21 protein-coding genes are annotated in these 21,497 nt (G+C 70.7%); 18 read left to right on the top strand and 3 right to left on the bottom strand.

What is annotated here, in order from left to right; all coding sequences use genetic code 11:
* Nucleotides 1-8 precede the first annotated feature (8 nt).
* The 4 genes from AB0K80_RS23465 (at nucleotide 9) to AB0K80_RS23450 (ending at nucleotide 3,575) form a co-directional block, all read left to right on the top strand.
* The gene (locus tag AB0K80_RS23465) at nucleotides 9-662 is read left to right on the top strand and encodes a response regulator transcription factor (protein ID WP_010353034.1); all 654 of its coding nucleotides are present in this window, start codon (nucleotides 9-11) and stop codon (nucleotides 660-662) included.
* Nucleotides 663-668: 6 nt separating this feature from the next.
* Complete coding sequence (locus AB0K80_RS23460) at nucleotides 669-1,907, top strand: HAMP domain-containing sensor histidine kinase (protein ID WP_365672664.1); 1,239 nt, start codon at nucleotides 669-671, stop codon at nucleotides 1,905-1,907.
* A 404-nt stretch (nucleotides 1,908-2,311) separates the two neighbouring features.
* The gene (locus AB0K80_RS23455) at nucleotides 2,312-2,608 is read left to right on the top strand and encodes a DUF4193 domain-containing protein (protein ID WP_043504706.1); all 297 of its coding nucleotides are present in this window, start codon (nucleotides 2,312-2,314) and stop codon (nucleotides 2,606-2,608) included.
* A 13-nt stretch (nucleotides 2,609-2,621) separates the two neighbouring features.
* A complete protein-coding gene (locus tag AB0K80_RS23450) occupies nucleotides 2,622-3,575 on the top strand; it encodes a hypothetical protein (RefSeq protein ID WP_365672662.1) in 954 nt (317 codons plus the stop codon).
* Between the two features lie 12 nt (nucleotides 3,576-3,587).
* Here AB0K80_RS23450 and AB0K80_RS23445 read toward each other — a convergent pair whose 3' ends face one another.
* Nucleotides 3,588-4,049, bottom strand: a complete 462-nt coding sequence (locus tag AB0K80_RS23445; protein WP_365672660.1) for a DUF3093 domain-containing protein — start codon at nucleotides 4,047-4,049, stop codon at nucleotides 3,588-3,590.
* Between the two features lie 57 nt (nucleotides 4,050-4,106).
* Here AB0K80_RS23445 and AB0K80_RS23440 point away from each other — a divergent pair, with 57 nt between their 5' ends.
* The 7 genes from AB0K80_RS23440 (at nucleotide 4,107) to AB0K80_RS23410 (ending at nucleotide 9,057) form a co-directional block, all read left to right on the top strand.
* Entirely contained in the window at nucleotides 4,107-4,691 is a 585-nt protein-coding gene (locus tag AB0K80_RS23440; RefSeq protein ID WP_365672659.1) for a PaaI family thioesterase, read from the top strand.
* 62 nt (nucleotides 4,692-4,753) lie between these two features.
* Nucleotides 4,754-5,284, top strand: coding sequence for a dUTP diphosphatase (gene dut / locus AB0K80_RS23435; RefSeq protein WP_365672657.1), 531 nt, complete (start codon nucleotides 4,754-4,756; stop codon nucleotides 5,282-5,284).
* A 1-nt stretch (nucleotide 5,285) separates the two neighbouring features.
* Nucleotides 5,286-6,041, top strand: coding sequence for a DUF3710 domain-containing protein (locus AB0K80_RS23430; RefSeq protein WP_365672655.1), 756 nt, complete (start codon nucleotides 5,286-5,288; stop codon nucleotides 6,039-6,041).
* A gap of 168 nt (nucleotides 6,042-6,209) precedes the next feature.
* Nucleotides 6,210-6,908: an ABC transporter ATP-binding protein gene (locus AB0K80_RS23425; protein ID WP_365672653.1), complete on the top strand. Its 699-nt coding sequence runs from the start codon at nucleotides 6,210-6,212 to the stop codon at nucleotides 6,906-6,908.
* Between the two features lie 261 nt (nucleotides 6,909-7,169).
* Nucleotides 7,170-7,847: a response regulator gene (locus tag AB0K80_RS23420; RefSeq protein WP_365672651.1), complete on the top strand. Its 678-nt coding sequence runs from the start codon at nucleotides 7,170-7,172 to the stop codon at nucleotides 7,845-7,847.
* A gap of 61 nt (nucleotides 7,848-7,908) precedes the next feature.
* Complete coding sequence (locus AB0K80_RS23415; RefSeq protein ID WP_365672649.1) at nucleotides 7,909-8,307, top strand: OB-fold nucleic acid binding domain-containing protein; 399 nt, start codon at nucleotides 7,909-7,911, stop codon at nucleotides 8,305-8,307.
* A gap of 3 nt (nucleotides 8,308-8,310) precedes the next feature.
* Nucleotides 8,311-9,057 (top strand): DUF3159 domain-containing protein, encoded by a 747-nt coding sequence (locus AB0K80_RS23410; protein ID WP_365672646.1) that lies wholly within the window; start codon nucleotides 8,311-8,313, stop codon nucleotides 9,055-9,057.
* A 578-nt stretch (nucleotides 9,058-9,635) separates the two neighbouring features.
* Here the strand turns inward: AB0K80_RS23410 and AB0K80_RS23405 are convergent.
* Together AB0K80_RS23405 and AB0K80_RS23400 are read right to left on the bottom strand one after the other, a co-directional pair.
* Complete coding sequence (locus AB0K80_RS23405) at nucleotides 9,636-10,313, bottom strand: TrkA family potassium uptake protein (protein WP_365672643.1); 678 nt, start codon at nucleotides 10,311-10,313, stop codon at nucleotides 9,636-9,638.
* Nucleotides 10,313-10,984 (bottom strand): TrkA family potassium uptake protein, encoded by a 672-nt coding sequence (locus AB0K80_RS23400; RefSeq protein WP_365672641.1) that lies wholly within the window; start codon nucleotides 10,982-10,984, stop codon nucleotides 10,313-10,315. The genes AB0K80_RS23405 and AB0K80_RS23400 overlap by 1 nt, the downstream gene beginning before the upstream one ends.
* 414 nt (nucleotides 10,985-11,398) lie before the next feature.
* On the opposite strand from AB0K80_RS23400, the gene AB0K80_RS23395 reads away from it, so the two are divergent.
* From AB0K80_RS23395 to AB0K80_RS23365, 7 genes are all read left to right on the top strand, one after another.
* Complete coding sequence (locus AB0K80_RS23395) at nucleotides 11,399-13,441, top strand: APC family permease (protein WP_365672639.1); 2,043 nt, start codon at nucleotides 11,399-11,401, stop codon at nucleotides 13,439-13,441.
* Nucleotides 13,442-13,491: 50 nt separating this feature from the next.
* Entirely contained in the window at nucleotides 13,492-14,820 is a 1,329-nt protein-coding gene (locus AB0K80_RS23390; RefSeq protein ID WP_365672638.1) for a class I SAM-dependent RNA methyltransferase, read from the top strand.
* A 332-nt stretch (nucleotides 14,821-15,152) separates the two neighbouring features.
* A complete protein-coding gene (locus AB0K80_RS23385; RefSeq protein WP_365672636.1) occupies nucleotides 15,153-16,670 on the top strand; it encodes an FGGY-family carbohydrate kinase in 1,518 nt (505 codons plus the stop codon).
* Nucleotides 16,671-17,187: 517 nt separating this feature from the next.
* Nucleotides 17,188-18,540, top strand: coding sequence for a sugar ABC transporter substrate-binding protein (locus tag AB0K80_RS23380; protein ID WP_365672634.1), 1,353 nt, complete (start codon nucleotides 17,188-17,190; stop codon nucleotides 18,538-18,540).
* A gap of 78 nt (nucleotides 18,541-18,618) precedes the next feature.
* Entirely contained in the window at nucleotides 18,619-19,581 is a 963-nt protein-coding gene (locus tag AB0K80_RS23375) for a sugar ABC transporter permease (RefSeq protein ID WP_365672633.1), read from the top strand.
* The gene (locus tag AB0K80_RS23370) at nucleotides 19,578-20,468 is read left to right on the top strand and encodes a carbohydrate ABC transporter permease (protein ID WP_365672631.1); all 891 of its coding nucleotides are present in this window, start codon (nucleotides 19,578-19,580) and stop codon (nucleotides 20,466-20,468) included. The genes AB0K80_RS23375 and AB0K80_RS23370 overlap by 4 nt, the downstream gene beginning before the upstream one ends.
* Nucleotides 20,465-21,472, top strand: a complete 1,008-nt coding sequence (locus tag AB0K80_RS23365) for a zinc-dependent alcohol dehydrogenase family protein (RefSeq protein ID WP_365672629.1) — start codon at nucleotides 20,465-20,467, stop codon at nucleotides 21,470-21,472. Before AB0K80_RS23370 ends, AB0K80_RS23365 begins: the two co-directional genes overlap by 4 nt.
* Nucleotides 21,473-21,497 lie beyond the last annotated feature (25 nt).

The raw sequence follows: 21,497 nt of genomic DNA, 5'->3' as shown, positions 1-21,497 counted from the left end.
CTAGCGACGTGCGCGTACTCGTCGTCGAGGACGAGCAGCTGCTCGCCGATGCGGTGGCCACCGGACTGCGCCGGGAGGCCATGGCCGTCGACGTCGTGTACGACGGTGCGGCCGCCCTGGAGCGCATCGGCGTCAACGACTACGACGTGGTCGTCCTCGACCGCGACCTCCCGCTCGTGCACGGCGACGACGTCTGCCGCAAGATCGTCGAGCTCGGCATGCCCACGCGCGTGCTGATGCTCACGGCGTCCGGTGACGTCAGCGACCGTGTCGAGGGCCTGGAGATCGGCGCCGACGACTACCTGCCCAAGCCCTTCGCCTTCAGCGAGCTCATCGCACGCGTGCGTGCTCTGGGACGGCGGACCAGCGTGCCGCTGCCGCCCGTGCTGGAGCGCGCCGGGATCAAGCTCGACCCGAATCGCCGCGAGGTCTTCCGCGACGGCCGGGAGGTGCAGCTCGCGCCGAAGGAGTTCGCCGTGCTGGAGGTGCTCATGCGCAGCGAGGGCGCGGTGGTCTCCGCGGAGCAGCTGCTGGAGAAGGCGTGGGACGAGAACACCGACCCGTTCACCAACGTGGTGCGGGTGACCGTGATGACGCTGCGCCGCAAGCTGGGAGAGCCGCCGGTCATCGTCACCGTCCCCGGCTCCGGCTACCGGATCTGATCCCCCGTGGCCGCCACCCCCGTGCCCCCGCAGGCGCCCCCGAAGCCCACCTGGGACCCGCGCAGGCCGGCGCCGTCCTTCCCGTGGCTGCGCCCGACCATCCGCATAAGGCTCACGCTGCTGTACGGCGGCATGTTCCTGATCGCCGGCATCCTGCTGCTGTCGATCATCTACCTGTTCGCGGCGAACGCGCTCAACGTCGGCAGCGACCTGCCCTTCCAGATCCTCTCGGGCAGCCGGGTCTCCAGCGAGACCTGCAACCTCGGCACCACCTCGCTGCCCGCCGACGAGCTCAACCACGCGCTGAACGAGTGCGTGAACGAGCAGCGCCAGCACGCCCTGGACAACCTGCTCAGCCGCTCGCTGCTGACCCTGCTCGGCCTGGCGATCATCGCCTTCGCCTTCGGCTACGCGATGGCCGGGCGGGTGCTGTCGCCGCTCGGCCGGATCACCCGTACCGCCCGCGCGGTGGCGGGCTCGGACCTGTCCCGCCGGATCGAGCTGGACGGCCCGGACGACGAGTTCAAGGAGCTGGCCGACACCTTCGACGACATGCTGGAGCGGCTGCAGCGGGCCTTCACCGCCCAGCAGCGCTTCGTCGGCAACGCCTCGCACGAGCTGCGCACCCCGCTGGCGATCAACCGCACCCTGCTCGAGGTGCACCTGTCCGACCCGAAGGCGCCGGTGGAGCTCCAGCAGCTCGGCAAGACCCTGCTGGCCACCAACGAGCGCAGCGAGCAGCTCGTGGAGGGCCTGCTGCTGCTCGCCCGCAGCGACAACCAGATCGTCGAGCGCAAGCCGGTGGACCTCGCCGAGGTCGCTGCCCAGGCCATCGACCAGGTGCACGCCGAGGCGGAGGCCAAGGGCGTGAAGATCCGCGGGGAGCGCAGAGCGGCGGTGGTCCAGGGCAACGGCGTGCTGCTGGAGCGGATCGCGCTCAACCTCGTGCAGAACGCGGTGCGCTACAACATCGCCGACCACGGCTGGGTCGAGGTGACCACCGACGTCCAGCACGGCCAGGCGGTCCTGGTGGTGTCCAACACGGGGCCGGTCGTGCCCGCCTACGAGATCGACAACCTCTTCGAGCCGTTCCGGCGGCTGCGCACCGAGCGGACGGGCAGCGACAAGGGCGTCGGCCTGGGTCTGTCCATCGTCCGCTCCGTGGCCCGGGCACACGGCGGGCACATCTACGCCCAGCCGCGGGAGGGGGGTGGGCTGGTCATGCGCGTCACGCTGCCGATCTGAGATCATGGGCGCGATCACCGCGACCACCGATGTTTTGTTCGCTCTGCGCGGAATTTCCGGGCGGGCGGACAGGGGTAGCCGTGTGTGATCGATCACAGGGGCGAATTTCCGGCCATCCACTCTCCGTGATCATGCGGGCCGCCGGAAGGCCGGGAAAATCCCGGTTTTCGACAGGCTTGATCACGGGAAGTACACGGTGAGACGCCTTTGAAGTGCGGCATCAGGACCGTGTACGGTCCGCATCGCCATCCAAGCCGATCACTCATGGGGAGTCCGGTTGGGTGTCGATTGAGTAACAGACCTTGATGTGAGGCAAAATCTCCGCCTCGGGTCGGGCACAAGTCCGGCCTCTCACGCGTTACGTGCGCTGGAGACACCGCAGACACCCAGAGGGGGAGAGCGACATGGCAACCGACTACGACACTCCACGCAAGACCGACGACGACGTCGACTCGGACAGCCTCGAAGAGCTGAAGGCTCGGCGGAACGACAAGTCGGCCTCTTCCGTGGACGTCGACGAGTTCGAGGCCGCGGAAGGCCTCGAACTGCCCGGCGCGGACCTCTCGAACGAGGAGCTGGCCGTCCGGGTGCTGCCGAAGCAGCAGGACGAGTTCACGTGCATGAGCTGCTTCCTGGTGCACCACCGCAGCCAGCTGGCCCGGGAGAAGAACGGTCAGCCGATCTGCCGCGACTGCGACTGAGGGCGGGTCGGCCGTGACTGGCTCGACCCCTCCTAGGAAGCGCCGCTTCTCCCTGTGGAGAGCGGACAAGGGGCCGCAGGACGGCCCACAGCACGGCGCGCGTGACGACGAGCGGGGCGCAACCGGCACGGGGGCGGCCTCGCTCGAACCGGCAGCCGGCCGGGGTGACCTCCCGGCGTCCGTGGAGGTCACCGCACCGGCCGCCCGAGGCAGGGCGGCCGTGTTCCGGCAGAAGGCACGGCACAACGCCCGCAGGGGCGGTGCCCGGATGAAGGCCGGGCTGGGGTACCTCGCCGACCGGATCATCGAACTCGCCCCGCGGGTTCCCGTACGCGATCTGGCGACGCTGCGCCGGCAGTTCCCCGGCCTCGGGCCCGAGGAGCTCGCCGACAAGCTCGTGGCCGGTGCGGTCAGGGCGACCGCCGCGGTCGGGGCGGGAGTCGGTGCGGCGGCGGCGCTGCCCGTGCCGCCCGCGATGCCGGCGGAACTGGCCGCCGAGGTCACCGGGGTCGCGGCGGTCGAACTGAAGCTGATCGCCGAACTCCACGAGGTCTACGGCGTACGCCCGCCCGGCACCCTCAGGCAGCGCAGCACCGCGTACCTCAACGCCTGGACGGAGGAGCGCGGCATCGACGCCACCAAGCCGTCCACGGTGAGCGCCGCCCTGAACAGCCGCATGAAGCGCGAGCTGCGGCAGCGGATCATGAAGCGGATGGTCCGCAACCTGCCCAACCTGATGCCGTTCCTGGTGGGAGCGGCCGTCGGCGCGGCCATGAACCGCCGCGACACCAGGAAACTCGCCGCCCGCGTCCGCGACGACCTGCGCACCATGCAGGTGCCGTGGGACGCGCTGCCCGAGCTGCCCGCCCTGGAGCGCCCGGCGGACCCCCTGGACATGGACGCGGTCACCGAGGACGCGATCAAGGAGTTCGAACGCCCCGAGCGGGGCGACCCACGCGAGAGATGAAGCCCGCCCGGGCTACGCGGCGTCCCGCGCGGCCTTCAGGGCCTCCGCCAGCCGCTCCGGCTCACGGGTCGACAGGTACAGGTACGGCGTCGGGTCGTCGGGGTCCGTGACCGTCACGCGCAGGGCCGTGGGGATGTAGGCGCGCAGCAGCAGGAAAGCGCGCGTGTCGGCCTTGTAGGTGCGCCAGGCGCGCGCCTCCTCGGCGTCCAGGACCTCCGCCTCGCCCAGCGCCGACACCGGGATCCTCGCCTCGCCCGCGATCAGCAGACCGTTGACCACCCGGATCCGTACCGAGCCGTACGAACTGGCCACGACCGCCGCGGCCGCGGTGCCGGCGGCCAGACCGCCGAGCATCGGCAGGGTGCCGAACGGCAGCAGGATCAGGGCCAGCGAGACGCCCACCAGGAAGGAGACCAGCCACCAGGAGCGGGGGGCGGTGAGGCGTTCTTCGTACGGGGTGGCGGAGAGCTGCATGGGCCAAGCTTGGCACGGTGTCCGGAACCGGCCGACGCGCGGGTAAGGTCTGCGGCTGTGAGTGGTACATCCGCAGCGCTTCAGCCTCCGCCCGACGCCGTGCAGCCGGTGCGGCACCCGGACGCTCCCGCACCCGGTGAGCTCCTGGGCGCCCACTACTCCCAGTGCTTCGGCTGCGGCGGCGAGCAGCCCCACGGGCTGCATCTTCAGGCGCGCGCCGGCGAAGGCGTGTCGCTGACCGCCGAGTTCACCGTGCAGCCCGCCCACCAGGGCGCTCCCGGGCTGGCGCACGGCGGGGTGCTGGCCAGCGCGCTGGACGAGACCCTCGGCTCGCTGAACTGGCTGCTGCGCACCATCGCGGTGACCGGGCGGCTGGAGACCGACTTCGTCCGCCCCGTGCCCGTCGGCACCACGCTGTTCCTGGAGGCGGAAGTGACGGCGGTGGCCGGGCGGAAGATCTACTCGACCGCCACCGGACGCGTCGGCGGCCCCGACGGGCCCGTCGCCGTGCGCGCCGACGCCCTCTTCATCGAGGTCAAGGTCGACCACTTCGTCGACCACGGCCGCCAGGAGGAGATCCAGGCCGCCATGAACGACCCGGACCAGGTCCGTCGGGCCCGCGCCTTCGAGGTGAACCCGTGAGCCCCGACAGCCCCGCCGGCTCCCCGAGCCCCGGAGGTCAGGGGCCGCGTCAACCTCTTGACGTGCTCGTGCAGCGCGTCGACCCGGACGTACCGCTTCCGGCGTACGCGCATCCCGGTGACGCGGGAGCCGATCTGCGCACCACCGTGCCGTGCGAACTCGGGCCCGGTGAACGGGCCGTTCTGCCCACGGGGGTGTCCGTGGCCCTGCCGGAGGGGTACGCGGCCTTCGTGCATCCGCGTTCCGGCCTGGCCGCCCGCTGCGGCGTCGCCCTCGTGAATGCACCGGGGACGGTTGATGCCGGGTACCGTGGGGAGATCAAGGTGATCGTGGTGAATCTCGACCCGCGCGAGCCCGTGCGGTTCGAGCGCTTCGACCGGATTGCCCAACTGGTCGTCCAGCAGGTCGAGAGGGTCCGCTTCCACGAGGTCGCGGAGCTTCCCGACTCGGCGCGGGCCGAGGGGGGCTTCGGGTCCACCGGCGGCCATGCCGCCGTGGGCGGGACGAGCGGCACAAGCGGTCAGGCCGCCCTGGGCGGCCGGACGGGTGGGAATCGATACGCTTCGGTCGTATCCGACCGGGAAGGACAGTGACGTGTTCGGACGTCGCAAGAAGAAGGGTGCCGCCGAGGACGCGGCCGGCGAGGCCGAGCAGGTCGTCGACGGTGTCGACACTGAGGCGGAGGAAGCGGAGGCCGAGCGTCTGAGGCTCGAGCCGGCACCGCGGCCCGACGGGCCGTGGGACAGCTCCGAGGTCCGCGACCCCGGCGAGGGCCGGGTGGACCTGGGTGGCCTGTTCGTGCCGGGTGTCGACGGCATGGAGCTGCGGGTGGAGGTCGCCGGCGACGCGATCGTCGCGGCGACCGTCGTCCTGCGCGACAGCGCCATCCAGCTGCAGGCCTTCGCCGCGCCCAAGCGCGAGGGCATCTGGGGCGAGGTCCGTGAGGAGATCGCGGCCGGTATCACCCAGCAGGGCGGCATCGTCGACGAGGTCGAGGGGCCGCTGGGCTGGGAGCTGCGGGCCCAGGTGCCGGTGCAGCTGCCGGACGGCACCGGCGGCTTCCAGGTGGTGCGGTTCGTCGGTGTGGACGGTCCGCGCTGGTTCCTGCGGGGCGTGATCTCCGGCCAGGGCGCGGTCCAGCCGGAGGCGGCCGGCCTGCTGGAGCAGATCTTCCGGGACACCGTCGTGGTCCGGGGCGAGGGCCCGATGGCGCCGCGCGACCCGATCGTCCTGAAGCTGCCGAACGACGCGCAGATGGTCCCCGAGGGCGTCCAGCAGGAGGAGGGCTCGCGCTTCGCCGGAGGCATGGGCCAGCTCCAGCGCGGCCCGGAGATCACCGAGGTCCGCTAGTCGCGGCAACGAAAGACGGAGAACGGGACGGGCCGCGCCTCACGAGGGGTGCGGCCCTTCCCCTTCCCGCACACCGGTACGGCACCGACGCCCGGGAGATCCGGCCCGAGCGTTGAGCGGCCGGGCACGGACGGCGATACTGGCGCCCGGTCCACGGGGGAGGGGCACATGAGGACGAGTCCGGTCGTCACCGAGACCATGGTGCGCGTCGAGGACGTGCACAAGGCGTACGGCACCGGCGCCGCCGCCGTCCACGCGCTGCGCGGCGTCTCCTTCGCGGTGCCGCGCGGCGAGCTCGTGGCCCTCAAGGGCCGCTCGGGCTCCGGCAAGACCACGCTGCTCAACATCGTCGGCGGACTGGACACGCCGGACCGCGGGCGGGTCACCGTCGACGGCCAGGACCTCGCGGAGCTCACCGAGGACGGGCTGCTCGCGCTGCGCCGGGACCGGGTCGGCTTCGTCTTCCAGTCCTTCGGGCTCATCCCGATCCTGACGGCCGCCGAGAACGTGGGCGTACCGCTGCGGCTGCGCCGGGCCGACCCACGCGAGCGCGAGGAACGCGTCGAGCTGCTGCTGTCCCTCGTCGGCCTCGCCGACCACGCGGCACAGCGGCCCGGCGAGCTCTCCGGCGGCCAGCAGCAGCGCGTCGCGATCGCCCGGGCCCTGGCCAACCACCCCGCGCTCCTCATCGCCGACGAGCCGACCGGCCAGCTGGACGCCGAGACCGGGCACGCCGTGATGGAACTGCTGCGCGCCGTCGTGCGCGAGGAGCGGGTCACGGCGCTCGTCGCCACGCACGACGCGACGCTGCTGGACCTGGCCGACCGGGTGCTGGAGCTGAGCGACGGGGAGATCGTCGAACACTGAGCCCGGGCGTCAGGGTCGCGTCAACAGCTGGCGCACTGCTTCGGCCCGGCCCCGCGGACCCGGAGCCGCTGGAGCGGGCGATGGCCAACCTGGTCGGGAACGCCGTGGCCGGCCGCGGACGCGGCGCCGCCGACGGGGCGAAGGAACGTATCTTTGAACCCTTCCAGCGCTACGGCGACGCCCCGCGCGGGCCGACGACCTCGCCCACCGCGGGGACGTCCCCCACACGGAACCGGAACCCGAACCGGAAAGGCAGGCCTCATGACCCGTGTGCTGGTGGTGGACGACGACGTGCAGATCGTGCGCGCCCTCGAGATCAACCTCAGGGCACGCGCATACGTGGTCGACACGGCCTCCGACGGCACCACCGCCCTCCGGCTCGCCGCCGACCGGCAGCCCGACGTGGTGGTGCTCGACCTGGGCCTGCCCGACCTGGACGGGGTCGAGGTGGTCAGGGGCCTGCGCGGCCGCACCCGGGTGCCGATCCTGGTGCTGTCCGCCCGGCATTCCCCCGACGAGAAGGTCAAGGCGCTGGACGCGGGCGCCGACGACTACGTCACCAAGCCCTTCGGCATGGACGAGCTGCTGGCCCGGCTGGGGGCCGCCGTACGCCGGGCCGAGCCCGCCGGCGAGGGCGACGTACTGGTGGAGACCCCCGAGTTCACCGTCGACCTGGCCGCGAAGAAGGTGCACCGCGGCGGCAGGGACGTACGCCTGACGCCCACCGAGTGGCACCTGCTGGAGGTGCTGGTGCGCAACACCGGCCGGCTGGTGGGGCAGCGGCAGCTGTTGCAGGAGGTGTGGGGGCCGTCGTACGGCACGGAGACGAACTACCTGCGTGTGTACATGGCGCAGCTGCGGCGGAAGCTGGAGGCGGACCCCTCGCATCCACGGCACTTCATCACCGAGCCGGGGATGGGGTACCGGTTCGAGAAGTGAGTCGAGTGAGTGGAGTGCGGGGGAACGCCGGCCGGGGGGCCGGCCCCGGTAGGCTTCAGGTATGAGTGCTGTTCCTCGTACCGAGAAGCCGGTGGGCCGGTTCCGGCGCATGCTCGACCGGCTCTCCTCGTCGCAGGAGGACCTGGAGTCCGAGGAACTGCGGGAGGACACCGACACCACCGGGTGCACACCGATCGGTGACTGCCAGGACCGGCAGATCGTGACGGTTACTGGTACCTTGCGCACGGTCACCCTGCGACCGCGCGCCGGAGTCCCGGCCCTGGAGGCCGAGCTGTTCGACGGCTCCGCCGCGCTGGACGTGGTGTGGCTCGGCCGGCGCTCCATCACCGGGATAGAACCCGGGCGCAAGCTGATCGCATCGGGCCGGATCTCCATGAGCCGGGGCCGCCGGGTGCTGTTCAACCCCAAGTACGAACTCCGACCCCTCGGACGGGAGTAGCCCGTGACGTCACTCGACAAGCCGACCGAAGATTCATCCGCCGACCATGCCCGGGCGGTGACGGAGGCCGCGCTGTTCGAGGCGTTCGGCGGGGTGCGGGGCATGGTCGAGACGGTGCTGCCCGGCCTTCTCTTCGTCACCATCTACACGATCGACAAGGACCTGCACCTGTCGGCGATCGCAGCGCTGGCCGTGTCGCTGATCCTGGTCGTGGTCCGGCTGGCGATGAGGGACACCGTCAAGCACGCCTTCAGCGGTGTCTTCGGCGTCGCCTTCGGTGTCGTCTTCGCGATGATGACCGGCAACGCCAAGGACTTCTACCTGCCCGGCATGCTCTACACGCTGGGGCTGGGGCTCGCCTACATCGTCACCACCCTGTGCGGCGTGCCGCTGATGGGTCTGGTCCTCGGCCCGGTCTTCAAGGAGAACCTCTCCTGGCGTACCCGTAACCCGGGTCGCAAGAAGGCGTACGCGAAGGCCAGTTGGGCCTGGGGCCTGATCCTGCTCGCCAAGTGCGCGATCCTCTTCCCGCTGTACTGGTGGGCGGACACGACCCAGCTCGGCTGGGTGCTGGTCGCCCTGAAGATCCCGCCGTTCCTGCTCGCGGTGTGGCTGACGTGGGTCTTCCTGGCGAAGGCGCCCGCGCCGATCGACGTGTTCGCGGAGATGGAGGCGGCGGAGAAGGCGGAGCGGGAGGCCGCGGCGGGGAAGACGGAGCGGGACGCCGCGTCCCGCTCGGCCGAGAGCTGAGCGTCGGGCCGGGCGCTTGAGCGTCGGGTCGAGTGCCGAGCGTCGGGTCGAGTGCTGAGCGTTCGAGTCGAGCGTTGAGGGTCCGGGTCGAGTGCTGAGCGTCCGGGCCGAGTGCTGAGGGTCCGAGCGGATCGCTGAGCGTCCGGGCCGCGTGCTGAGGGTCCGAGTCGAGCGCTGAGGTCCGAGCCGAGCGTTGAGCGTCGGGCCGAGTGCTGAGGGTCCGGGTCGAGTGTTGAGGGTCCGGGTCGAGTGCTCAGGGTCCGAGCGGACGCTGAGCGAGTTCGAGTCGAGTGCTGAGGGTCCGAGTCGAGCGCTGAAGTCCGAGCCGAGCGTTGAGCGTCGGGCCGAGTGCTGAGGGTCCGAGTCGAGCGCTGAGGGGCGGAGCCGAGCGCTGAGGGGCGGAGCCGAGCGCTGAGCTTCCGAGTCGGGCGCTGAGCGTCGGGCGAGAGCTGAGCGTCGGGCGAGAGCTGGGCGTCAGGCCGAAAGCTGAGCATCCAAGGGCCGCCCTGAGGCGAGGGGGCCGGAGTCGAAGGGGCGCCCTGAGTGCTCAGGGCGCCCCTCGGCGTGGTCGGTGCCGCTCAGCCCGGCGTGTCCTCCCGCCGTACCGACAGCAGGTCCTCGAGCTGTTCCTCGCGGGCCTGCGCCGCCACGAACAGCAGCTCGTCGCCCGCCTCCAGGGAGTCGTCCCGGGTCGGGGTCAGCACACGCGTGCCGCGGATGATGGTGACCAGGGACGTGTCCTCGGGCCACTCCACGTCACCGACCTGGGTGCCGGCCAGGGCCGACTCCTCCGGCAGGGTCAGCTCGACGAGGTTGGCGTCACCGTGGCTGAAGCGGAGCAGCCGGACCAGGTCGCCGACGCTCACGGCCTCCTCGACCAGGGCCGACATCAGGCGGGGCGTCGACACGGCGACGTCCACGCCCCAGGCCTCGTTGAACAGCCACTCGTTCTTCGGGTTGTTGACGCGGGCGACCACGCGCGGGACGCCGTACTCCGTCTTCGCCAGCAGGGACACGACCAGGTTGACCTTGTCGTCGCCCGTCGCGGCGATCACCACGTTGCAGCGCTGGAGCGCCGCCTCGTCCAGGGACGTGATCTCACAGGCGTCGGCGAGCAGCCACTCCGCCTGCGGGACCCGCTCGACCGAGATGGCGGTCGGCGCCTTGTCGATGAGCAGGACCTCGTGGCCGTTCTCCAGCAGCTCGCCCGCGATCGAGCGGCCGACCGCACCGGCTCCGGCAATGGCGACCCTCATCAGTGACCGGCCTCCTCTTCGGGACCCTTGGCGAACGCCGCCTCGACCCTGTCGACCTCGTCCGTCCGCATCATCACGTGCACCAGGTCGCCTTCCTGCAGCACCGTCTGCGAGGTGGGCAGGATCGCCTCGCCGAGCCGGGTCAGGAACGCCACGCGGACGCCCGTCTCCTCCTGGAGCCTGCTGATCTTGTGGCCGACCCAGGCCGTGGACGCGTGCACCTCGGCGAGCTGGACCCCACCGGTGGGGTCACGCCACAGCGGCTCGGCGCCCGAGGGGAGCAGACGGCGCAGCATCTGGTCGGCGGTCCAGCGGACGGTGGCGACGGTGGGGATGCCCAGGCGCTGGTAGACCTCGGCGCGGCGGGGGTCGTAGATACGGGCCGCCACGTTCTCCACGCCGAACATCTCTCGGGCCACCCGGGCGGCGATGATGTTCGAGTTGTCACCGCTGGAGACGGCGGCGAACGCGCCGGCCTCCTCGATGCCCGCCTCGCGCAGCGTGTCCTGGTCGAAACCGACTCCGGTGACCCGGCGGCCGCCGAACGAGGAGCCCAGGCGGCGGAAGGCGGTGGGGTCCTGGTCGATCACGGCGACCGTGTGCCCCTGTTCCTCCAGGGTCTGCGCAAGAGCGGAACCCACTCTTCCGCAGCCCATGATGACGATGTGCACGACCGTCCTTCCGGTGTCAAGGGTTGCTGACCTGTCCTTCACAGGGTCTCAGACCGCCCCAAGCTACACACGTGCGGTCCTGGCTGGGGAGTCCCCTGCGCACGGGGCGGGCGCCGGGACCCTCAGCGCCGGCTGATGCTGCGCACGCTGGCCAGGGTGAGGATGCCGAGGCCGACGAGGGCGGCGGCGGCGCCGATCAGCTCTGCGGTCGTGTGCATGGAACCTCCACGGGACGGCGACGGGCGGGGATGGATCAGGCGAACGGGCAGAGTCCCGTCATATAGGCATGAGACTGCCGCCACCTGCGAAAACCGCAGCCGCACCCGTCCCCGATTTCACTCGGAGAGCAGAGGGTCCGTGCAGAGGGGGTGGCGGGTGGGCGCTCCCGCGTTCGAACGCTTACGATCCACTGTTGTGTCCAAACTGACCGACGTGCCCAAACGGATCCTCATCGGGCGCGCACTGCGCAGTGACCGGCTGGGGGAAACGCTCCTGCCGAAGCGCATCGCACTCCCCGTCTTCGCCTCCGACCCGCTCTCCTCCGTGGCGTACGCGCCCGGGGAGGTCCTGCTGGTGCTGTCCATCGCGGGCGTTTCGGCGTACCACTTCAGCCCCTGGATCGCGGTCGCGGTCGTGGTGCTGATGTTCACCGTGGTCGCCTCCTACCGGCAGAACGTGCACGCCTACCCGAGCGGCGGCGGCGACTACGAGGTGGCGACCACCAACCTCGGCCCCAAGGCGGGCCTGACGGTGGCGAGCGCCCTGCTCGTCGACTACGTCCTGACCGTCGCCGTCTCGATCTCCTCCGGCATCGAGAACCTCGGCTCCGCGATCCCGTTCGTCGTCGAGCACAAGGTGTTCTGCGCGATCGCCGTGATCGTGCTGCTGACGCTGATGAACCTGCGCGGTGTGCGGGAGTCGGGCACGGTCTTCGCCATCCCGACGTACGTCTTCGTCGCGGGCGTCTTCAGCATGATCGCCTGGGGAGCGTTCCGCGGCGTGGTGCTGGGCGACGAGATGCGGGCGCCGACCGCCGACTACGTCATCAAGCCCGAACACCAGGGCCTGGCCGGTTTCGCCCTGCTGTTCCTGCTGCTGCGCGCCTTCTCCTCCGGCTGTGCCGCGCTCACCGGTGTGGAGGCGATCTCCAACGGCGTCCCGGCCTTCCGCAAGCCCAAGTCGAAGAACGCCGCGACCACGCTCGCGCTGATGGGCCTGCTCGCCGTCACCATGTTCTGCGGCATCATCGCGCTGGCCCGGGCGACCGACGTCCGCATGGCCGAGAACCCGGCCGCCGACCTGTTCCACAACGGCGTCCCGGTCGGCGCCGGCTATGTGCAGCACCCGGTCATCGCCCAGGTCGCCGAGGCCGTCTTCGGCGACGGCAGCTTCATGTTCATCCTGCTCGCGGCGGCCACCGCCCTGGTGCTGTTCCTCGCCGCGAACACCGCCTACAACGGCTTCCCGCTGCTCGGCTCGATCCTCGCCCAGGACCGCTACCTGCCCCGCCAGCTGCACACCCGCGGCGACCGCCTGGCGTTCTCCAACGGCATCGTGCTGCTGGCCGGCGCCGCCGGACTGCTGGTGTGGGTCTACGGCGCCGACTCCACGCGCCTGATCCAGCTCTACATCGTCGGCGTGTTCGTGTCCTTCACGCTCAGCCAGACCGGCATGGTCCGGCACTGGAACCGCCACCTGGCCACCGAGAAGGACCAGGCCAAGCGCCGTCACATGATCCGCTCCCGCGGGATCAACGCCTTCGGCGCCTTCTTCACCGGCCTGGTCCTGGTCGTCGTCCTCATCACCAAGTTCACGCACGGCGCGTGGGTGGCGCTGCTCGGCATGGTGATCTTCTACGTGACCATGACCGCGATCCGGAAGCACTACGACCGTGTGGCCGAGGAGATCGCGGCCCCGGAGGGCCCGAGCGACGAGACCATCCGGCCGTCCCGCGTCCACTCCGTCGTCCTGATCTCCAAGATCCACCGCCCCACGCTGCGCGCGCTGTCCTACGCCAAGCTGCTGCGCTCGGACACCCTGGAGGCGCTCAGCGTCAACGTCGACCCGGCGGAGACCAAGGCGCTGCGCGACGAGTGGGAGCGGCGCGGCATCGACGTACCCCTGAAGGTCCTCGACTCGCCCTACCGCGAGATCACGCGGCCGGTCATCGAGTACGTCAAGGGCCTGCGCAAGGAATCGCCGCGGGACGTGGTCTCCGTGATCATCCCCGAGTACGTGGTCGGCCACTGGTACGAGCACCTGCTGCACAACCAGAGCGCGCTGCGGCTCAAGGGCCGGCTGCTGTTCACACCGGGCGTCATGGTGACCTCGGTGCCGTACCAGCTGGCCTCCTCGGAGGCGGCCAAGCGGCGTGCCCGCAAGGAGTGGAACGCCCCGGGCTCGGTGCGGCGCGGTCCCGCGGAGACGCGGGCCAAGGAGTCCTCGGGGTCCCAGTAGACTGGTGGGCTGTCGTCCTTCTCTCTCTAGTGTTGTGGAGTCACCCCGCCATGCAGGCAGAACCGAGGAAGTCGCTGGTGGGAGAGGAGTACGAGGTCGAGATCGGCCCCGTCGCCCACGGTGGCCACTGCATCGCCCGTACGTCCGAGGGCCAGGTGCTGTTCGTGCGGCACGCGCTGCCCGGTGAGCGGGTCGTCGCGCGGGTGACGGAAGGCGAGGAGGGCGCCCGCTTCCTGCGCGCCGACGCGGTGGAGATCCTCCAGGCCTCCAAGGACCGCATCGACGCGCCCTGCCCGTTCGCCGGGCCCGGCCGCTGCGGCGGCTGCGACTGGCAGCACGCCAAGCCGGGCGCGCAGCGGCGGTTCAAGGCGGAGGTCGTCGCCGAGCAGCTGCAGCGGCTCGCCGGGCTCACCCCCGAGGAGGCCGGCTGGGACGGCACGGTCGTCCCGGCCGAGGGCGACAAGGTGCCCGCCGGGGAGGTCCCGGCGTGGCGTACGCGCGTGCAGTACGCGGTGACCGCCGACGGCCGCGCCGGCCTGCGCCGGCACCGCTCGCACGAGGTGGAGCCGATCGACCGCTGCCTGATCGCGGCGGAGGGCGTGTCCGAGCTGGGCATCGAGAAGCGCGACTGGACGGGCATGGACACCGTCGAGGCGATCGCGGCGACGGGCTCGCAGGACCGCCAGGTGATCCTCACGCCGAAGCCCGGGGCGCGCCTGCCGCTGGTGGAACTGGACCGCCCGGCGTCGGTGATGCGGGTGGACGAACGCTCCGGCGGTGTCCACCGCGTGCACGGCCGCCCCTTCGTCCGCGAGCGGGCGGACGGCCGTACCTACCGCGTGGGAGGCGGCGGCTTCTGGCAGGTCCACCCCAAGGCGGCGGACACCCTGGTCACCGCGGTCATGCAGGGCCTGCTGCCCCGCAAGGGCGAGAGCGCCCTCGACCTGTACTGCGGCGTCGGCCTGTTCGCGGGCGCCCTCGCCGACCGGGTCGGCGAGAAGGGCGCGGTGCTCGGCATCGAGTCGGGCAAGCGCGCGGTGGAGGACGCCCGGCACAACCTCGCCGGCTTCGACCGGGTCCGCATCGAGCAGGGCAAGGTCGAGACGGTCCTGCCGCGCACGGGCATCACCGAGGTCGACCTCATCGTCCTGGACCCGCCGCGCTCGGGAGCGGGCCGCGGGACCGTCGCGCATCTCGCCTCGCTGGGGGCGCGCAGGATCGCGTACGTGGCGTGCGATCCTGCCGCGCTGGCGCGGGATCTGGGGTACTTCCGGGACGGGGGGTACCGGGTGCGGATGCTGCGGGCGTTCGATCTGTTTCCGATGACGTCGCACGTGGAGTGCGTGGCCATTCTCGAGCCCGCAGCAAAGGGTGTCTGACCTGCTGCTTCGCTGATGTCGCAACGTGCGGATGACGGTCAGGGCGCGTCGACCGGCTACGTGGGACGATCGGCCCGGTGGATGGTGGCTTCGGCACGGGAGGAGACCCCGGTGTGCGTTGGTCATCGGTGGTCGACGGTCCCCGTCGGGTACGACGACGCCGTGGCAGTGTGCGGCCCGTTTCGGACCGGGGCGCGGCGTTGACTGAGCGGCAGCCAAAGGGCTCCGGCGCGACCGGGATGCTGCGTTCGACGCGGCTCGTCGCCGGACTCGTGGCGACCGGCCGGTGCGCCGCGACGGACACTGCCTGCGGCCTGGGGCGGGTGTGAGCTGTGGCACGTGAACTGGTGCTCGGTGTCGACGCGGGCCATACCGTGACCAAGGCCGTGTTGTTCGACGCCACCGGCCGAGCGGTGGCGCGCGGCAGCGGCACAGTGCCCCTGAAGACCCCTCGACCTCATTGGGTGGAGAGGGATATGGACGAGGTGTGGCGGACCGCGTTCCAGGCCATCGCCGCCTGTCTCGCCGAGGTGGGACCGGACGCGGGGCGAGCCGTCGCCGCGGTGGGACTGGCCGGGCACGGCGACGGCCTGTACGCCGTCGACGAGTTCGCCCGGCCGGTGCGCGCCGGGATCGTGGCGATGGACACGCGCGCCGAACCAATGCTGGTGGAGTGGCGGGGCACTCCGGTCTGGTCGCGCGCCCTGGAGATGTCGGGCACGGTGCCGTTCGCTGGTTCCCCGGCCGCCCTGCTGGCCTGGCTCGCCCGCCACGAGGCGGGAGTGCTTCGGCAGGCCCGGTGGCTTCTGTCCTGCAAGGACTGGCTGCGCCTGAGACTGACAGGCGCGGTGGCCACCGATCCCACGGACGCCAGTGCCTCGTTCACCGACATGCGCCACGGCGGATACTCGCCGGAGCTGCTCGACCTGTACGGCCTCGGCGCGCTCGCCCGCCTGCTGCCGCCCGTGCTGCCCTGCGACGCGGTGAGCGGAAACGTCACCCGCGAGGCCGCGGCGCTCACCGGGCTCACCGCCGGCACGCCCGTTGTCACGGGTGCCCATGACGTCGATGCCGCCGCGCTCGGGATCGGCGGCACGACGCCGGGCGAACTGTGCCTGATCGCCGGGTCGTTCAGCATCAACCAGGTGGTCAGTGAACGCCCGGTCGTCGATCCGCGCTGGCAGGTCCGTCACTTCGTCCGCCCGGGCCAGTGGATGACCATGTCCACCTCACCGGCGTCGGTGGCGAACCTGGAATGGTTCCTGCGGGTCACCGGTGCACCGACCGACCAGCGGTACGGCGTCCATGAGGCGATCGGCCGCGAGGTCGAGGCATGCCTGGACGGTCCGTCGGAGGTGCTGTTCCACCCGTTCGTCTACGGCTCCCCGCACCCGCATCCCGCGTCCGGGACGTTCCTCGGACTGCGCGGCTGGCACGACCGCGGCCACCTGCTGCGGGCCCTGATGGAAGGCGTGGTCCTCAACCACCGCTGGCATGTCGACGCGCTCCGCTCGAAGCTGCCGATCACCGGGGCTGCGGCCCGGCTGACCGGCGGGGCCGCACACAGTGCGGTGTGGAGCCAGATGTTCGCCGACGCCCTACGGCGGCCGGTCGTGGTGACCGACGTGCAGGAGAGTGCTGCCCGGGGAGCGGCGCTGCTCGCCGCCACAGCCGTCGGACTGCTCGACGACGTGACGGACCCGCGCGCCACCCCCCACGTACTCAGGCGCCACGAACCCCGCCCCGACCGGGTCGCCGTACTCGACGAGGCGTATGCGGTGTACCGAGAGGCGTTGGAGGCTCTCGGACCGGTCTGGGCTCGCCTGGACGCACGCGAGGCTCCGGAGTGAGCGCGGGGCGAGCCGGCGACATGAGGGAGCGACGGGCATCCAGGCATGGCCACTGCCTCTACACGGGAGCCGTCACGCCGTCGTAGCGGTACGGCGGCTGGGCACCGGCGCGGGCGCAGGTGTCGGCAGCGATCTCCACGGCGTACGACAGCAGCCGGGCGAGCTCGCCGGCGCCAAGGTGGTCGACGCCTCAGCGGCTGAGTCGGCCGGTGCGGTGCAGATGGGCGAGCACTCCGGCGGTGAAGCATCGCCCGCTCCGACCGTGTCGACTACCCGGACCGCCGGGGCCGGCGCATGGACACGTCTGGTGCTCGTGTGGGTTCCTCGGGGACGGCGGCGGCGAGGTCGAGGGCTGGGGGCTGGGCTGCTCGGTGGAGTCTCGCAGCCCTCAGAGACCGGTTGACGATAAGTCTGAAGATAATGCCCGACTCCCCAAGGACGCATCCACACCCCTGCTCGACCCGCCGCGCCTCAGTGGAGGTCCCGGCGAACCCGCACGAGAGGTTCCCCCCGTCACATGGCATCGACCAGATACGCCCTCATAGCCGGCGCCGCCGCCACCGCCCTGCTCGCCACAGCCTGTTCCGGAGCGGGAGCCGGCGGGGCCTCGGGTGGAGGGAAGAGCATCAACGTCCTGATGGTCGGCAACCCGCAGATGGAGGACATCGCGAAGCTGACCAAGGACAACTTCACCAAGGACACCGGGATCAAGGTCAACTTCACGGTCCTCCCCGAGAACGAACTGCGCGACAAGGTCACCCAGGACATCGCCACCCAGGCCGGCCAGTACGACGTCGCCACCATCGGCGCCTACGAGGTGCCCATCTGGGAGAAGAACGGCTGGCTGCACGACCTGGGCTCCTACGCCGACAAGGACAAGGGCTTCGACAAGGCCGACCTGCTCAAGCCGATGGTCCAGTCGCTCACCGGCTCGGACGGCAAGCTCTACGCCCTGCCGTTCTACGGCGAGTCCTCCATGCTCATGTACAACAAGGACGTCATGAAGGCGAAGGGCATCACGGTGCCCGAACGGCCGACCTGGCAGCAGATCGCCGACATCGCGGCCAAGGTCGACGGTGCCGAGCCCGGCATGAAGGGCATCTGCCTGCGCGGCCTGGCCGGCTGGGGCGAGCTGGGGGCGCCGCTGACGTCCATGGTCAACACCTTCGGCGGCACCTGGTTCACCAAGGACTGGAAGGCGCAGGTCAACACCGGCGGCTTCAAGGAGGCCACGAAGTTCTACGTCGACCTGGTCCGCAAGCACGGTGAGGCCGGCGCCCCGCAGGCCGGGTTCACCGAGTGCCTGAACGCGCTGAGCCAGAAGAAGGTCGCCATGTGGTACGACGCGACCAGCGCGGCCGGATCGCTGGAGGACCCCGCCTCCAGCAAGATCGCCGGCAACGTCGGCTACGCCTACGCACCGACCGTCAAGACGGACAGCAGCGGCTGGCTGTGGGCCTGGTCGTGGGCCATGCCCAAGACCACGAAGAACGCCGACGCCGCCTCGAAGTTCATGCTGTGGGCCTCCAGCAAGAAGTACGAGAACCTCGTCGGCGAGAAGCTCGGCTGGGCGCGCGTCCCGGCCGGCAAGCGGGCCAGCACGTACGAGATCCCTCAGTACAAGAAGGCCGCCGCCTCCTTCGGAGACATCACCCTGAAGTCCATCGAGGGCGCCGACCCGGCCAACCCGGGCGTCCAGTCCCGGCCGACCGTGGGCATCCAGTACGTGGCCATCCCCGAGTTCCAGGACCTGGGCACCAAGGTCACCCAGGAGATCTCCGCCGCCATCGCCGGCAAGACCAGCGTGGACAAGGCGCTCAACGACGGCCAGAAGCTGGCCGAGGAAGTCGCCAGGAACTACCAGAAGTGACCTTCAGTGCCCGGCCGGCTCGGCGTCGGCCGGGCGCCGCTTCCCCGCCCCCGGCCTTCACCGGCAGAGGAACCGTTCATGACCACGCTCACCGCACCCCCCAAGACAGCACCCACGCCCGTCCGTCCCCGGAAGTCCTCGGGCGCGGCGGCCAAGTGGAAGCGCCGCATCCCGTTGCTGCCCGCGCTGATTTTCACCATTGTCGTCACGCAGCTGCCTTTCGTGGCCACGTTGATCATCTCCACGTTCCAGTGGAACATCCTCAAGCCGGGCGACCGGCACTTCGTCGGTCTGTCCAACTTCTCCTTCGTCTTCACCGATGAGCGGCTGCGCACGGCCGTGCTCAACACCGTCGTGCTCACCGCGTCGGTGGTGATCATCAGTGTGATCCTCGGACTCGGTCTGGCGATGCTCCTCGACCGCCGCTTCGCCGGCCGCGGGCTGGCGCGCACGCTGCTCATCGCCCCGTTCCTGGTCATGCCGGTCGCGGCGGCGCTGCTGTGGAAGCACGCCATCTACAACCCCGACTACGGACTGCTCAACGGCACCCTCAACGCCGTCTACCGGTTGTTCGGCGCGGACAACGGCCCCACGGTCGACTGGATCTCCTCCTACCCGATGCCCGCCGTCGTGGTGGCGCTGGTCTGGCAGTGGACCCCGTTCATGATGCTGATCCTCCTGGCCGGCCTTCAGGCGCAGCCCGGTGACGTCCTGGAGGCGGCCCGCATGGACGGCGCCTCCGCGCTGCAGACCTTCCGCCACATCACGCTGCCGCACCTGCGCCAGTACATCGAGCTGGGCGTCCTGCTCGGCACGATCTACGTCGTGCAGACCTTCGACGTGGTCTTCACCATCACCCAGGGCGGCCCCGGTTCCCAGACCACCAACCTGCCCTACGAGATCTACCTGACCATGTTCCGCAAGTACGAGTACGGCGAGGCAGCCGCCGCCGGTGTCGTCGTCGTCCTCGGCGCGTTCGTGATCGCGACCTTCGCGCTGCGCACCATCGCGTCGCTGTTCCGCGAGGAGGTATCCCGATGACCACCGCTCACGCAGCAGTCGCCGCGCCCGGGGCGAAGTTCGCAAAGCTCTTCCGCCGCAGGGAGGACCGGGGCGGTGAGCCCCGGCTCTCTCCCCTGTGGACCTTCGTCGCCTGGCTCGCCACCCTGGCGTTCTTCGCGCCGGTGGCCTGGATGGTCCTCACCTCCTTCCACCAGGAGGCCGACGCGGCCACCAATCCGCCTGCCCCCTTCGCCGCCGTCACCTTCGACCAGTACAAACTCCTCTTCAACCGGGACATCACCCCCTTCCTCCTCAACTCGGCCATGGCCAGCATCCTTTCCACGATCCTGGTCCTCGCCCTGGCGGTACCGGCGGCCTACGCCCTGTCCATCAAGCCGGTCGAGAAGTGGACCGACGTGATGTTCTTCTTCCTGTCCACCAAGTTCCTCCCGGCCATCGCCGCCCTGCTGCCGGTGTACCTGATCGTCAAGGACGCCGGGATGCTGGACAACGTGTGGACGCTGGTCGTCCTCTACACCGCCATGAACCTGCCGATCGCGGTATGGATGATGCGCTCCTTCCTCGCCGAGGTCCCCAAGGAGATCCTGGAAGCGGCCGAGGTCGACGGCGCGGGCCTGCTCACCGTCCTGTGGCGGGTCGTCGCACCCGTCGCCATGCCCGGACTCGCCGCCACCTCGCTGATCTGTTTCATCTTCAGCTGGAACGAGTTCATGTTCGCCGTGAACCTCACCGCCACGCAGGCGTCCACCGCGCCGGTGTTCCTGGTCGGCTTCATCACCAACGAGGGCCTGTTCCTCGCCCGGCTGTGCGCGGCGGCCACCCTGGTCTCGCTGCCCGTCCTCATCGCCGGTTTCGCCGCCCAGGACAAGCTCGTCCGCGGCCTCTCCCTGGGAGCCGTCAAGTGAAGGCAGCCGTCATCACCCAGCCCGGCAGCGTCGAGATCGCCACGGTCGATGACCCCGCTCCCGGCCCGCGCGAGGTCGTCGTCGAGGTCGCGGCCACCGGGCTGTGCGGCACAGATCTGCACATCCTCCAGGGGGAGTTCGCCCCGAAACTGCCCATCATCCCCGGCCACGAGTTCGCCGGGGAGGTCGTGGGCCGCGGCAGCGAGGTCACCGAACTCGCGCTCGGCGACCAGGTCGCCGTGGACCCGTCGCTGTACTGCTTCGAGTGCCGCTACTGCCGCCTCGGCCACAACAACCTCTGCGAACGCTGGGCCGCCATCGGCGTCACCCACCCGGGTGCCGCCGCCGAGTACGCCGTGGCGCCCGCCGCCAACTGCGTACGACTGCCCGACCACGTGGACGCCCAGGACGCGGCCCTGATCGAGCCGCTGTCCTGCGCGGTGCGCGGCTACGACGTCCTGCGCGGCCGACTCGCCTCCCGCGTGCTCGTCTACGGCGCCGGAACCATGGGCCTGATGATGCTCCAGCTCGCCAAAGCCACCGGCGCCGCGAGCGTCGACGTCGTCGATATCAACGCCGAACGCCTGGCCACCGCCTGGCAGTTGGGCTGCTCCGCCGCTGCCGCGTCCGCCGACGAGCTCGACCGGCCGCCCTACGGCTGGGATCTGGTCGTCGACGCCACCGGCAACGCGAAAGCCATCCAGGACGCCCTCGGCCGGGTGGGCAAAGGCGGTACGTACCTGCAGTTCGGGGTCGCCGACTACGCCACCCGGGCCACCATCGAGCCGTACAAGATCTACAACCAGGAGATCACGATCACCGGCTCCATGGCGGTCCTGCACAGCTTCGAACGCGCCGCGGACCTCTTCGCCACCGGTGTCATCGACCCGCGCGTCTTCATCAGTGACCGCCTTCCCCTGGTGGCGTTCCCGGACGCAGTCGCCCGCTTCCAGGCAGGCATCGGCCGCAAGATCCAGATCCAGCCCGGCCTCGCCACCGCGTGAACGCCCGAACCGAACGGAACCCCCA

Origin of the sequence: Streptomyces sp. NPDC052682, from assembly GCF_040678435.1 — a bacterium.
Taxonomy (GTDB): domain Bacteria; phylum Actinomycetota; class Actinomycetes; order Streptomycetales; family Streptomycetaceae; genus Streptomyces.
This window is presented reverse-complemented; position numbering and strand designations above follow the sequence as displayed.